Origin of the sequence: Aporhodopirellula sallentina SM41, from assembly GCF_000346505.1 — a bacterium.
GTDB classification, from domain to species: domain Bacteria; phylum Planctomycetota; class Planctomycetia; order Pirellulales; family Pirellulaceae; genus Rhodopirellula; species Rhodopirellula sallentina.
In genome coordinates this window covers 34128-49483 of the sequence record NZ_ANOH01000136.1, presented here as the reverse complement: position 1 = coordinate 49483, position 15356 = coordinate 34128, and the positions used below count along the sequence as shown (strand labels likewise).

Annotated in this window: 7 protein-coding genes; 4 read left to right on the top strand and 3 right to left on the bottom strand. The window is 56.0% G+C overall.

What is annotated here, in order from left to right; all coding sequences use genetic code 11:
* On the top strand, positions 1 to 1351 hold a 1351-nt coding region (locus RSSM_RS08940; protein ID WP_044301935.1), incomplete at its 5' end, for an MFS transporter.
* Positions 1352 to 1400: 49 nt separating this feature from the next.
* Entirely contained in the window at positions 1401 to 4886 is a 3486-nt protein-coding gene (locus RSSM_RS08935; RefSeq protein ID WP_008676918.1) for a hypothetical protein, read from the top strand.
* Between the two features lie 309 nt (positions 4887 to 5195).
* On the opposite strand, the gene RSSM_RS08930 is transcribed toward RSSM_RS08935, so the two are convergent.
* Positions 5196 to 6146: an IS1096 element passenger TnpR family protein gene (locus tag RSSM_RS08930; protein ID WP_008676915.1), complete on the bottom strand. Its 951-nt coding sequence runs from the start codon at positions 6144 to 6146 to the stop codon at positions 5196 to 5198.
* 763 nt (positions 6147 to 6909) lie between these two features.
* On the opposite strand from RSSM_RS08930, the gene RSSM_RS08925 reads away from it, so the two are divergent.
* The gene (locus RSSM_RS08925; protein WP_008676914.1) at positions 6910 to 8997 is read left to right on the top strand and encodes a M13 family metallopeptidase; all 2088 of its coding nucleotides are present in this window, start codon (positions 6910 to 6912) and stop codon (positions 8995 to 8997) included.
* Positions 8998 to 9091: 94 nt separating this feature from the next.
* Here the strand turns inward: RSSM_RS08925 and RSSM_RS08920 are convergent, their stop codons facing one another.
* Positions 9092 to 10660: a BBP7 family outer membrane beta-barrel protein gene (locus RSSM_RS08920; protein WP_008676912.1), complete on the bottom strand. Its 1569-nt coding sequence runs from the start codon at positions 10658 to 10660 to the stop codon at positions 9092 to 9094.
* 451 nt (positions 10661 to 11111) lie between these two features.
* Here RSSM_RS08920 and RSSM_RS08915 point away from each other — a divergent pair, with 451 nt between their 5' ends.
* Positions 11112 to 13967, top strand: a complete 2856-nt coding sequence (locus RSSM_RS08915; protein WP_008676908.1) for an SdrD B-like domain-containing protein — start codon at positions 11112 to 11114, stop codon at positions 13965 to 13967.
* Between the two features lie 40 nt (positions 13968 to 14007).
* On the opposite strand, the gene RSSM_RS08910 is transcribed toward RSSM_RS08915, so the two are convergent.
* Positions 14008 to 15336, bottom strand: coding sequence for an alpha/beta hydrolase family protein (locus tag RSSM_RS08910; RefSeq protein ID WP_008676907.1), 1329 nt, complete (start codon positions 15334 to 15336; stop codon positions 14008 to 14010).
* Positions 15337 to 15356 lie beyond the last annotated feature (20 nt).

Sequence of the window (15356 nt, the reverse complement as noted above, 5' to 3'; positions counted from 1 at the left end):
TTTCGCGATCACGGGGATGCTGACCTTCTATACCCCCGACCTCGGCCCGACAGGGAAACTGATCTATGCCTACGTGACTTATACCCTGGTGATGATGGCGTACACGGCGATCAACATTCCGTACGGAGCGTTGATGGGCGTCATCTCATCGGATTCGATCGAACGAACGAGCGTATCGACGTACCGATTCATTGCCGCGTTCTGCGGTGGCATCGTGGTGCAGTACTGCACACTTGGGATGGTGGCGTTCTTTGGCGGGACGGAAACAAGAGTCATCGACGGTGTCACTCAAGACGTCGTCTTGAACGAGCAACGCGGGTTCTTCTTGACCATGGTGGTTTTCTCCATCGCCGCGGTGTTTCTGTTTTTCATCACCTTCCTGACGACGAAGGAACGCGTGCAACCGATCGTGGAGGAAGGGTCCACGTTTCGCGCCGATCTCAAGTTCATCTTGACGAGTCTGCGTTTGCATCAAGTGTTGCTCGGGGGGCTCGCGTTGTTGGCGTGTTTGGCAACCGCATTTTCGTTAGACAAAGTCGTGCCGATTCTAATCGGCTACGCGGTGTTGAGTGTTCTGTCGTTGGGCGTTCGCGCGATCGCGTTGCAGCGGTTTTCGGATGAAACAGAGACCTCGACGTTCGAACTCGATTTCAATGATCTTCTTTCCAATCATCCTTGGATGGTGCTTTTTGTTTTCGGGTTGCTGCAACTCTCGGGTCTCTTCATTCGAGGCGGCGCGATTCTTTATTACTTCAAATATTACTGTGGCGACGCGAGTATCGCTCCGACGTTTTGGGTCTCGGGCAGTTTTGCGGCGATCGCCGGGATGCTGTTGACCAGACCGTTGACCCGCATTTTCGGCAAGAAGGTGTTGATGATCGGTATGAACGCAGGGGTTGCGGTACTCACGGGGGCGTTCTTTTTTCTCGAACCCGACCAGATCAACATGATGTTGGCGTTGCAGGTGGCCGCGTCGTTTGTTGGCGGTCCCATCCCAGTGCTGTTGTGGGCGATGTACGCCGACACGGCAGATTATTCCGAATGGCGTAGCGGACGGCGGGCGACGGGTCTCGTGTTCGCGGCGGCAACTTTTTCTCAAAAGATGGGATGCGCCGTGGGTGCGGCCATGACCGGATTTGCGTTGGATTTCTACCAATACGCGCAACCCATTGATGGTGTGGATCAGATGCAATCGGAAACAACTCTACGCGGGTTGCAAATGATGATGAGTCTGATCCCCGCCACATTCTTGTTTTTATCGGCGGCATGCTTGTTGTTCTATGGGATCGATAAGCATCTGACGGAACAGATCGAATCCGACCTGCAGTCGCGCAAGTTGAAGGAAGGCTAAGACGGCCTCTCGCATTTCTTATCTCAACCGTTATCCAAGACAATTGACAATGAATAATCTTTCTACAGCATCGCGTTCGAACGCGTCGGTTCATCCGAAAGACGAACCTTCGCAGTTGGTGGGCGGTCAATACGTCACAATGGATGACAGCGTCTGGTACAAAATCAGCAACAGTCATCGCATGTCCCCTTTCTTTATGACCGCGGTCAGTTCGGGCGATCATTGGATGTTTGTGTCCAGCCGAGGTGCGTTGACGGCGGGGCGACGGAATCCGGACTCGGCACTGTTTCCTTACTACTCGGCAGACAAAATTGTCGACACGTCGGACTGCACCGGACCAAAAACGTTGCTCAACGTTCGCCGCAGCGATGGGACGAGCGAACGGTGGGAGCCCTTCTCACCGGCGACTCGCTACTGCGGACAATGCACTCAGAACTTGTATAAGAACTGGTACGGAAACCGGATCATTTTTGAAGAGATCCACCATTCGCTGCGGCTCGCGTTTCGATACGGTTGGACGTTTGGAGAGCGATTCGGATTTATCCGTGGATGCGAATTACTGAACCTCGACGACAATCCGGTGGACGTGGATATTGTCGACGGAATCGAGAACATTCTTCCGAGCAGACTCGGCAGTGAGTTTCAATTGCGATACAGCAATTTGGCCGATGCCTACAAAAAATCAGAACGTCTCGATGAGTCAAACCTAGGTGTCTACTATCTCAGTTCGATACCGACCGACCGCGCCGAACCGAGCGAAGGGTTGCTGGCCACGGTGGCATGGCATACCGGGCTCGAGAACGCGAACGTTGCGATCAGCGGATCACAGATTGATGACATCCGCGGAGGTCAAGCGATGGCGGATGAGTCAAACATGCGTGGGCAACGTGGCGCCTACTTCATCTCTAAAACACTGCAACTGCCAACGCTCGAACCACTGCGATGGAATGTCATTGCCGACGTCAACTATGACCACTGTGACGTGATCGAACTGCATGACCGCATTGCAAATGGTCATGAATTGGCGAAGCAGATTGATGAAGATGTCGCCGCCAACGAAGCCAAGTTGTTGCAAATTCTTTCGGCGGCAGACGGGCGTCAGGTCAGTGAAAACCGACTACGAGCTCAGCGTCATCAGTCCAATGTCTTGTTCAACGTCATGCGTGGAGGAATTCCAGCGAACGGATACGAAGTCGCGGCGGCGGATTTCGTGCAGCATGTGGCAACGGCCAACCGGAACGTATCGCAGCGTTGTCAGGCGTTCCTCGATGGGTTGCCAGAATCCTTGTCAATTGATTCTCTGCAGGACCGGGTCGCCAATGCCGGTGATTCGGATCTGGTTCGCTTGGCGTCAGAGTACCTGCCGCTGCGATTCAGCCGTCGACACGGAGACCCGACCCGACCATGGAACAAATTCTCGATTGATCTGACGTGTGAAGACGGTGGCGAAAATCTGAGCTACCAAGGAAACTGGCGTGACATCTTTCAGAACTGGGAGGCGCTATCGGTCGCGTATCCGAAGTTCACCGTCAGCATGATTCTGCGATTCGTTAACGCTTCGACAGCGGACGGGTACAACCCTTATCGGATTACTAAAGACGGATTCGATTGGGAGGTACCCGATCCGGATGACCCATGGGCAAACATTGGTTATTGGGGTGATCACCAGATTGTTTATCTGTTGAGATTGTTGCAGCGTGGCCGATCGATGACGCCGTCGCAGTTGGATGATTGTTTGTCACGTGATACCTGCGTTTACGCCAACGTTCCCTATCGCATTCGTTCGCACAAAGAAATCTGTCGTGATCCACAAAACACGATTGATTTTGACTTCGACGGTGCCGCGGAAATCGATCGCCGCGTCCGAGAGGTTGGCAGCGACGGCAAACTGTTGTGTGATGAAGAGGGATCTCCCCTACGAGTCGGACTCGTTGAGAAATTGCTCGTTCCGGCATTGGCGAAACTCAGCGGTTTCGTTCCCGGCGGTGGACTCTGGCTCAACACCCAACGTCCGGAGTGGAACGATGCCAACAATGCGTTGGTCGGCCGGGGTCTGTCCGTTGTGACGGTTTGCTATCTGCGTCGGTATTTGTCGTTCCTCGTTGAATGGTTCGACGGAGACAGTGATCGGCTTCCCGATAACGTGCTTCTTTCAGGAAGCGTTTTTCGTTTTGCCGAGACGCTCAAAGACGTGCTGGCCGAACACGCCGGTGCGTTTGAGGGACCGATCGATGACGAGCAGCGTTTTGTCATTTTGGACAAACTCGCCGCGGCGGGATCGGACTATCGCGGTACTCTCTATGCCGAGGGAATCGGCGCGGAGAAAGTTTCAACCTCGCTCGATTGGGTCGTTGATCTGTTTCGTCGGGCTTTGGCGATGGTGGATCACACGATCCGAGCGAATCGACGCGACGACGGGATGTACCATTCGTACAACCTGATTCACCTAGAAAACCAACGTGCCTCGGTGTCTCATCTTTATGAGATGCTCGAAGGGCAGGTGGCGGTGCTCAGCAGCGGGTTGCTCTCCGGTGAGGAAGCCGTCAAGGTGCTCGACACGCTGCGCAGCAGCAAGATATATCGGGAGGATCAACAGAGTTACATGTTGTATCCCAATCGGACGTTGTCACGTTTTCTCGACAAGAATTGTGTGTCGTCCGAAGATGCACTGCGGTCACGACTCGTCCGAACGTTGACTGATGCAGGAGACAAGACGGTTCTGCAGCGGGATATTCATGGCGAGTTTCACTTCAACGGCGGATTCCGCAACGCGGCCGATCTCAATGTGGCGTTGGATCGACTGCGTTCTGAGGAACGCTACCGTGATCTGGTTGACGAGGAACGAGAACGAATCCACGAGATGTTCGAACAAACGTTCGGTCATCGACAGTTCACCGGTCGATCGGGGACGTTCTTCGGATACGAAGGGTTGGGATCGATCTACTGGCACATGGTTTCGAAACTCGCCTTGGCGGTGATGGAACACTGTGTCCAGGCTCATGAGCATTCGTCGTCAACCGATCCTGACGTGTTGGGAAGGTTGCACGAACACTACCGCGAGATACGCGACGGCATCGGTTTGACGAAAACGCCACAGCATTATGGTGCGTTTCCGTCGGATCCGTATTCACATACGCCCGAAGACGGCGGAGTACGCCAACCCGGAATGACCGGTCAGGTCAAAGAAGACATCTTGTCTCGATGGGATGAGTTAGGGATCCGGATTGACGGTGGACGGGTACGCTTTGACCCGAAATTCTTTGAAGCCTCCGAGTTTCTGCAGAGCGATTCGGAGTTGGACTATTTCGACGTCAACGGTCATCGACAACAGATGAACGTGCCGGCGGGTTGCTTCGCAATGACCTTGTGTCAGGTTCCGGTCACCTATCGCACCGGGCAAAGTCGATGCCTCGCGATTCACTTTGCCGATAAACCCACGATTCTTCGCAGCGTCTTGGAGTTATCCGAGAGTGAGTCCGACTCCCTCTTTTCTCGCCGAGGAGAAATCACTCAAATCGAGATCCGGTTTGAATAGGGCAGTCTGAAATTTGGCGTGTCCGGCGACATCAATCTTCAAAACGCTCTAGCGTTCGTAATTCTTTAGTCGCTCAAGATACCGATGCGATTCAACGAAGTCGCGATGTCCAGGGCTCGTTAGCTTTTCGAGTAACTCCAATGTTTTCGAGTAACTCCAATGCGGATAGGTAGCTGGCCAGATTTCCGTTCGACGAAAATCTCTTTGCCGTCACGGACAAAGCTGACTTTGCTGTCGTCCTGCACGGCGAGGTTAGGTACGTCTGCTGTAACAAACCACCGCCGACGATATAGGTCACCAACCGTTTCGCTACCAACTCGGCAGTCCGGCCCGCATCGCCGAGGTCGTTTCGGCGACATCAAAGTCGAGCGGATCGACCGGGCCGATCCACTCCATCAGTTCTTCATGTCGTTCGTGCTTGGGATCAGCGAGGGCTGCGAGCAGATCGGCGTAGCCCCAAACACCACCACAATCTTCCGGTGGACAGGCATGTTCTCCAGCAATGCAGCGGGGGAATGCTTCGGCCGGTTCGTTGCAATCGCGCAGGATCTTTTCCAGCTTGATTTCATGTTGCCAGTTATCTCCGAAGTCGTATTCGTAGCGTAACTTTAACTTGTTGCCGTGTTGGCTCACCAAGTCGCTAATCAGCAAGTCGTCGTAGGGTTCGCTCACGCCATCGTCAAAGTCACTCAGCATCCTGGACGAGCAATATGATTTTTTCTTGATCACAAACCGGTGCAAGTGCGAATTGGTCCAACCCATTGCGGTTTGAATGTGTTCGTGAAATGTTTCCAAGTTGGTGTCAGCGGTTTCAATCCGCCGCCAAATCGCGGGCTTGAAATCCATCAACGTGATTTTGAAGCGATAGATGTCGGGAGTCATCCGATTTTTAAATTTGACTGCGTTCTTGGCTCGGCGTCGCTGTGCTTTTCGAAGGTCGATGACTTCTTCGGCACGCTGGTCGAAGTCATCTTGGGAAGCGTTCTTTGGCATCCAGAATTGCATACTGACCCGGATAGCCTTTCTCCATTTGGGTAGAGATGCCGGATCGACCAGCACTTCGATCGACCTGGCTTCACCGTTGGTTCGTTCAATCAGGGCCTTTTTCTCGAGCGTCTTGAACATACCGCTGACCGAAGCCGTCGAGACATCCAAGGCATCAGCCACATCCTGCATCGAAGGCGGCTCCCCTGCCGCCTCGGTGTAAGCGTGAATGAACGACAGATATTTTGCTTGAGTCTTGGTGGGTTGGTTGGTCATGGGGCTGGCGAGTTAAGAGCAGTCAGAGTGCATCGTTCAACAGTTTCCATCAACGAAACCCGGATGCCAATGAAGCGGTATCGTACCCGAGTATTGAACAATCAGGGGCCTCAGCTTGCTGGGCCTTTGGCCCGGAAATCCCGAATCGCTTTGGTGATTAGTTGGTTGGCAATGCGTCCAGTTCGACAACGAGCAAAGCAGCGTTAGCTTCCGCTTGTTGCCGCGTTTTGTATTAGGGGCAACGCCCCGTTCGTTTGTCTAGCCCAGGGCAACGCCCTGGGTTACGAGTCACCAAACCAACGAATGATAGGGCCGAAGGTCCGTCCGTTTGCGTCGTTTGCTGGACCCGTGTGGGCAAACTGTCGGGCCTTTGGCCCTTGTGTTCGTGCGGTCGGGTTACCCAGCTCGTTGGGCTGGGCTAGGCAAATAGCTGGGCCTTTGGCCCGGAGATCCCGAATCGCTTTGGTAATTGGTTCGGGGCCGTTGGCCCGAAAACTCTCGGTGTACGCAACTTTGTAACTTCCGCGCGAGGTGACTCCGTTCACTGGGCTGGGTTTGGTGAAATGGGGGAGGTTTTGCCTGCAGTGGCTTCTTTGGGGGGACGATTGCTCTGGGGTGATGGCCCCTCTGGGCAATCGGGGAGACATGGCCCAGAATTGTTGATTCTCAGGCGCGTTCCGCCGGTGGCGTTGAGGTTTGACAAAGTCTCAGTCGCTGCACGCGTGGATGCGATCGAACATTTCTTCCTACCCCGCGACTTTCGATGAAACGCACATTGACGCAACTCTTCACTGCGGTCCTTTGGGTCTCGATCCCCTCACTGCTTCTGTTTCCGGTTTCACGTCACGTCGTCGCGATGGACGCGTCGGTGACTACGGATGAACAGACGACTGTTGACGAAAAGGTGTCAGGAATCGATCAATCGCTGTTCAGCGAAAAGGTCGCTCCGGGTGAGAACTTTTATCTGTACGCCAACGAGAAATGGTTGGAGAACACCCCCATTCCGGCAGACAAGTCGAACTATGGAATTTTCACGGTTCTCGATGACGAGACTCGCCAACAAGTTCGAACGCTGATTGAAGCCGCGGCCGAAGAAGATGCCGCGAAAGGTACGCCGTCGCAGAAGGTCGGTGACATGTACCGATCGGTACTCGATGTGGAGCAACGAAACGCGTCGGGTATCAATCCGATCGAATCGGTGCTGAAGATCGCAAACGATATCGATTCGAAAGAATCGCTCGCCGCGGCGCTTGGGTTGTTGGTTCAGAAGGGCGTCTATGGTCCCTTCGCTCCGTATGTCGGTGTCGATGCGAAGAACAGTGACCAGTACATCGTTTATCTGACACAGTCTGGTCTGACACTCCCGGATCGAGACTATTACCTCGAAGACGATGCCCGGTACGTGGAACTACGCGAGCAACTTGAGGTGTACGTGACTGACATGCTCGCAGCGATCGGTGTCGAGAATGCCGGCGAGGCGGCGAAGGAAGTGATCGCGATCGAAAAACAGATTGCCGAGCGTCAATGGACCAAGACTGAGAACCGCGACCCGGAAGCGACCTACAATCGCAAGACCCTAGAAGAACTCGCCGAGCTAGTGGAAAAGTTCCCGATCGGTGCGATGTTGGAATCCGCGAAGATCAGCGATCAGGATGCTGTGGTCGTTCGTCAGCCGACGTATTTCTCCGAAATTGACGATGTCATCGCGGACGGTTCACTCGACGCGTGGAAGAACTACCTCGCGTTTCATGTGATCGATTCGTACGCGGCGTTCCTTAGCGAAGACCTCGAACGACGCCATTTCGAATTTCACGGCAAAGCGGTTTCGGGAACGGACGAACAACAACCGATGTGGAAACGAGCCGTGGATGCGACCGGTTCGGTGCTCGGCGAAGTGGTTGGGCAGCTTTATGTGGAGAAACACTTCACTCCCGAGGCGAAGGCTCGGATGAACGAGTTGGTTGAAAACCTCAAGGCGGCGTTTGCTCAACGGATCATGTCGCGTCCGTGGATGGGTGAAGGGACAAAGAAACAGGCGCTCGCGAAACTGGCCAAGTTCACGACGAAGATCGGGTATCCGGATGAGTGGAAGGACTACTCGTCGTTGCAGATTACCGACGAGTCGCCGGCGACCAACATGATCGCGGCGGCCACGTTTGAGTTTGAGCGAGACCTGGCCAAACTCGGTGGTCCGATCGATCGCAACGAGTGGCACATGACTCCGCAAACGATCAACGCGTACTACAACCCGACGATGAACGAGATCGTGTTTCCGGCTGCGATCCTGCAACCGCCGTTCTTCAACATGGCCGCCGACGACGCGGTGAACTACGGCGGTATCGGGGCGGTCATCGGTCACGAACTGAGCCACGGGTTTGACGACAAGGGCAGCAAGTACGATGGCGACGGCAACTTGCGAAATTGGTGGACACCCAAAGACCGCGAAGAGTTCGAAGCGAGGGCATCGGGTTTGGTCGAGCAGTATGGCGAGTTCAAACCGTTCGAAGACATGACCGTCAACGGCGAGTTGACGTTGGGCGAGAACATCGGCGACCTGGGTGGGCTCGCGGTTTCTTATGCCGCCTATCGCTTGTCACTCGGTGACGAAGAGGCACCGGTCATCGATGGTCTGACAGGGGATCAGCGATTCTTTTTGGGTTGGTCGCAGATCTGGCGTCGTTTGTACCGCGAGCAGGAACTTCGCAAACGATTGATCACCGACCCGCACAGCCCGAGTGAGTACCGCGTCAACGGGATCGTTCGCAACATGGACGAGTGGTATGACGCGTTCGGCGTCGATGAAGACGACCCACTGTACGTCGCCCCAGAAGATCGAATTCGAATCTGGTAGATCGTCGGTTAGAGTGCAGCCTCCAGGCGATTCCAATCGCGCAGAATCGGCGGCTGCTATCTTTCAGCTCTTCGACGCTACCGCACGCATTTCGTTAGAACTCGCCAAGCAATCCGATCGTGATTGCTTGAGCGGTGAGGTCGTTGTAGAAGGCGGACCTCTGCGGTGCCTCATACCCTTGCAGTCCGCCGGGATCGAGGGCGGTGAGGTTGAGCAGCGGATCGATTTGTTCGCCCGCTCGCAAGACACGGCTGAGGTACAGAAAGTGGTACCCGACCGAGAAGCTCCAATCGCGGTTGAATCGGCGATTGAGGACCAAACGGATTTCTGGGGCAACGGCGAACTCATCGTGGTCGCGTGATCCCGCGTTGGTGTCTTGAACGAGCAGTCCGGTGTTACGCGTCGAGACATCGGTTCCTCCAGTGATCGGCACGGACGTGGTGGTCGATCCGGAGGCAGTGAGTGTGGAGCTGGTCACGCCGAGTCCGAGCTTCATGGTGGTCGCGAGAGACCACGGCCCGAAACAGGTTCGACCGCGAACGCCAAAGGCGGCCCCGTGGAAGTTGTTATCGGTCGCAAAACGGTCGGTTTCGTCGAGCGTGGTGTTGACGGCGAGCCCGCCTCCTCCGCCGATTACCCGTTTGAAATCGTGGATCGATATATCGTCATCGAGACGGATGTAGCTGTATCCGAAGAGGCCTTCGAGTTCGCGATCGGGTTGGCTGATCAACATCCCCCGCAGCAAGACATCGCCGGCGTGGAAACTGGTCGAAGAGCGGACGTCGATGTTACCAACCAGTTCACCGGGGAAGGCAACGAGTTCGGCGTCGTTCCCGAGACCTCCTGGGGAGACGTCGACAAACGGACGAGCCAAGATGCCGTAGGCGACCGAATCGCCTGAGAAGTTTTGGTCGACATCGTCTGCAAACAGGATCGACGCGGAGAGTCCGAGGCCGGAGTTTCCGAAGTAGCGTCCGATTTCAAATCGTCCGCCTGATCGTTCGTCATCACCGAGTTCGTCGGCTCCGAAGAGAATGGATGTGCTGCTGAGTCCGAGCACGCCGGCGTCTTCGCGGATCGTGCCCGTGGTGCTGGTGGTGACGAGCGCGGGTGCGGATTGACCGTTGATGTTCAGATGCACGTATTCAGCGCGTGCCCAAAAGCCCTTGAAGGGGTGCGCCAGGAAGCTCGCGATGTGTTCGACTCGGGGGTCGTAGACTCGGCCAGGGTGTTGGCAGGATTCGCAAAATTCCCCGGGCTGATAATTGCCGACTTCTCCGCAACTCTCGCATGTGGCCATGTCGGGGTTAGGAGCCAGAACGGGCCCATGCAAATCGACGTCTCCGTCGATGTACTGGATGTCTCCATCTTGCATATACACCTCGCCATCCTGCGTATATGCGGGGTCATGATATGTAGCGTCAGGGAATTCGGGTTCGTAATCGAACGTCGGTGACGAGGAGAGCTGCGTCGGGATTTTTTGGCCGATGGTGACCGGCATGGGTTCGGCGCCGAGGAAGTATTCGTTTTCGTCGAGCTCCCCGTCGATCAGCTCTCCGTCTTCGTTTCGAATTTCAACGCGGGTGACGACACCGGGTTGTTCGCCTGGCTTTTCCGTCAGAACGCGCGTGGGCTGGCGGTTCGGGCCGGCAAAGCGTCGCACGGGAATCCTCCGCGTGGATGTCGACGGGGATTCGTAGGATTCTTGCGCTGGGGCGCGCGTCGTCCAACAACCGGACGTGAAAATCACGCACGCGAATGCAATCAGGACGATTCGAGGAAACAAATTCACGTTGGAATTCCAGTAAAACTCATCGAGGATGGATTGCCGGGGCCGGCGGGATGCGTTCGGAGGTGTTTGACCGGTGGTGGACCGGGGTCGTGAAACACGTCAAAGGGGACATCCAATTGGTAGTGTGAGCAATCGTTTGAGCACGTCGCACGTGTCTTTCGACGCGAGGGCGAGCGGTGTCGGGTTTCGGGTTAGCAAACTTGAGCCAAAAGAGTCAAACCCGGATGGAATTTTTGGGACCAGGGGGCTCATTCATGGCAATCTGGGGGAATCGGTTTATCCTGAACTCCGTAGGTTTCCTGATTCACCCTCGGTGCCAGCTATGCCCCCCCTCACTCAACGCTCGTTCTACCATCGTGGCCGACGTTTGCTGCTCGAATCGCTCGAAGATCGACGGGTGCTCGCGACGCTCGGGGTCGATATCGGATTTTATTCGGGGACTCAATTTCCGGATCCAGAGGACGACCCGCCCGTCGAAATCAGTGGCCCGGTGCTTCGTGGGGAGACCGTGTATGTGGCGTTTCAGGTGCAAGACATTCGGGATGAACCCATCGATGACCCGGTAGGCGTGATCGCCCTGCCTCTCGATCTGGACTGGAACGGGGAGACGCTCCGATTCGAAGGCGATGCGAATCTCGACGCGTCGGGGAATCCCCAGTTGCCAAGCGATGACCGCTTGGTGACTCCATCGTTCCCGCTCCAGCGTGCGGTCGGTTCGTTGAACGTCCCGCCGGGTGACGGAGAGTTTGATGTGAACAATCCTGAGTTTGAACTGCAGGACGTTCGCGGCGGAGCCTTGCCGGCGTTGGGCCAAGGCCAAGCGATCGGTGTCGCCGCTCCAGAGGTGTTTAGTGAGTTGCCGTTTGTCGCAGTTGCCAATGCGGATGAAACCTTTTTGACCGCGGGGCTCAGCGGGGCGATGTCGTTTGCGGATGCGGCGGTGCTCGATGGCGTTGCCGGAATCGATCAGACGGAGGTCATTTCTGACGCACTCAATATCGTTCAGGTCGGATTGCAGATCGTTGGCGGGTCGATCGGCGGGGTCAAGTTCGATGACCTCAACGGCAACGGAACACGCGACGCTGGGGAACCCGGTGTCGAAGGCGTGACGATTGAGCTGACTCGTACGGATGAGGCAATGACCATCGCACCGGTCACCACCGACGCCAACGGGAACTATCTTTTCGACGATCTTCCCAAAGGCGTGTACTCCGTCAATGAAATTCCACCCACTGGTACGCAGCAGACAACGCCTGCGGATTCCTTGGCAAACCTTACCCTCAACCAAGACAACCAGAACATCGCTGACGTTGATATCGGCAACTTCACCCTAGTCACTCTTTCGGGTTCCAAGTTCAATGATGCCGATGGTGATTCCGTTCGCGACGATAGTGAAACCGGCGTTGAAGGGGTCACGATTAATTTGGACCTGGATAGTGACGGTTCCGTTGACCGAACCACTACCACGGACGCGGCGGGAAATTATGGGTTCGCGGATGTCGGACCCGGTCAACATACTATTCGTGAAGTGTTGCCCCCGGGTTTTGTCCAAACGCTGCCGGTGAACGACAACGGTTACGTGCAAAGCGTCACGAGTGGAGCCGACATCGAAGGGCTCGACTTCGGAAACCGAGAAGTGACCACGACGGTGTCCGGTTTCAAATTCGACGATGTCAACGGCGACGGCCTGCGGCAGGCGGGTGAGCCCGGTGTCGAAGGAATCACGGTCCAGCTCGATGTGGATAGCGATGGGAGTGACGTTCGCAGTGTTCAGACGGCCGCCGATGGGTCGTTCGTTTTTGAAAACGTTCCCGCGGGTATGCATCGCGTTGCGGAGATGCTGCCGGTCGATGCGGTCCAGACCGCTCCTGGTGGGAACGGCGTCATCGAGGTTGATGTCGATCCGCCGGCAACGGTCGAAGACCTGTTATTCGGAAATTTCACGCTGACAACGCTGAGCGGCGTCGTGTTTGAGGACGTCAACGGAAACGATATTCAAGACGCCGGGGAACCTGGTATCGAGACGACGGTTGAATTGGACCTGGACAGTGACGGCAGTGTTGATTTGACGGCGATGACGGATGCTGATGGACGATATGAGTTCGACAACGTGGGGCCGGGGACTCATCGGATAACCGAAGTGGTGCCGACAGGGTTTCTCAATCCACCAACGCCCGCAGAGTATTCGATCGCCAACCAAAGTGGCGTGGATCGAGCAGATTTGGACTTTGCGAATCGACAACTTGATTCCGTCGAAGGCAGTATTCAAGGGTTTGTCTACACCGACAACGACTTTGACGGTGTCTTTGACCCGGTTGAATTCGGATTGCCCGGTGTGACGGTACGTTTGGAGTCGGCCGATGGTGGTGTTGCCCGAACCGCCACGACCGCGGCCGACGGCAGCTATGTTTTCCTGAACGTTCCTGCGGGGAACTACCGGATGATCGAAGAGCAGCCATCCGGTTTTGGCGACGCGTCGATTACTCCCGGTCGGGTTTTGCCTCTCGGTGAAACCATTGGTACACCCGATGGATTGAACGCGTTCAGCGGCGTCACACTGGGGGAAAACCAAACGGCGATCGACTACAACTTCGGTGAAGTCCTGACGGCGGTTACCAAACGGATGTTTGTCGCCTCGGCTAATGTGCGTGGAGAATTGGCGTCCAACGCGGGTACGCCGGCACTGACGATCGATGGGACCCGCGGTGATGACCAGATCATCATCGAGAATCTCGGTGAGCAGGGTTTTCAGATCTTTGTCAATGACGAACCGGGTGTGATTGTTTCACCCGAGCAGGCATCGCTCGTGCTGATAGATGGACTCGGAGGTCAAGACCGGGTGGAGTATCGCGGGAGCGTCGACGCCGAACAGATCCGCACGCGGCCGGGTGAGTTCTCGGTCACTACGCCCAGGCAGTCGATCGGCGTTTTTGATGTCGACGACATCCGAATACAAGGTGGTGGCGGTGATGATCACGCAATCATCCGTGACTCGGCAGGTTCCGATACGCTCAACGCCGCGGCCAACGCTGTGTTGGTGAGTTTATCGAGCGATCAGAGCATTGGCGTTGTCGATGTTCCGGTGGTGCAAGCCGTTTCGGACGTGGACGAGGCGGAGGACACCGCGACGATCGAGGCGATTGATTTCGTACTGCAGCTCGCGGGCGATTGGAACTAGAGCATGTATCGACGAACGTGCTGCCACTTTCGCGATCGGCTTACTCTTCTTGCAGCCATCCGATCGCGGTGGGAATGCCGGGGTTGATCATCGATTCGTAGTGGTCACCGGTGGGTGTGGCTTCGAACGTGACGTTTTTCCCTGCAGACTTCGCTAGGCTGACGAACGTTTCGGCGTCCCGGAAAGGCACGTTGCTGTCGTCTCGTGCGTGGAAAACCAACACCGGACAATCGAGCGTATCGATATGGTTCGTCGGAGATGACTCCACAATGAATTCGTTGATACCGGGAAAGATCGTGCGAACGACGAGATTTGACGTCATGTCACCCATTCGCGATTCCAGGTCGTATGCGGCGGCGTAGGCGACACACCGGTAGATTCGATCATCGTGTGCGGCCAGCAGCAACGAGAGGCTGCCGGCGGAACTGTGCCCGGCACAACTGATTCGATTGGGGTCAACCATCTTTAACGAGTTCAGTGCGAACTCGATTGCATTACGTCCGTTGACGACTCCGGCGCCGGCTTCCTTGAACGCTGGATAGGCTTTGCTGATCAAACGCATCATGGCTTCTTCGTCTTCCGTCTCGGCGCCCGAGGGCAAGCCGCCGTCGAGGGAATACTGAATCACAACAAAGCCGGCTTCGGCGTACGGCAGCGTTTCTGCATCGTAGGAATCGTTCTCTTCGAGCGTGACGCCGTGAAGCATCGGGGTACCCGCCGGTGCCGTGAGGACGCAGGGCAGCGATCGATCGGCGTGGTCTCCGGGAGGAACAAAGACACGCATCTGCATCGTTTGGCCAGGAATAGCAGGGTTGGCGGCGATGCGGACGAAGTAACGCTTCACTCCCGAGGGATACGTCATTTCGGGGTTGCGGAGTCGTGGAAACTGCGCGGGCGGGAGGGCTGCTTTGAGCGAGACAGCAATCGGTACGGGTTTACCGCTGTTGATTCGTGATTGAAACGCGAGCCCGATCGCGCCGCAGCAGATAATAGGAAGAAGGATGACACCACCGACGACGAAAAAGACCCACTTGGGGATTCCGCCTTTTGGTTTCGATGGTCCCGGGTTTACCGTCGGGGACGTTGCGGGGCGGGGGCGGGGGCGGTGTTGTGGTGGTTGATTTGGAAAGCTCGCAGGTCCGGGAGTGGGTGCAGTCCCGGGAGTGAATGTCGAAGCGGGCTGCGGCGCAGGGGTGGGTTGCGGCGCAGCAGGTCGAGGTTGGGCGGCAGGTTTCGCGGTGTCGGTTCCGGCGATCCGCAGCATGGTTCCGCAGCCAACGCATTTGACTTGGGACGCGGTCGCCAGCGGGACGACTTTCATGCGTTGTTGGCATTTGCCACATCGGACAATGATCGGAGATGCTGGCATGCTTTCACTCTTTTCGCGAA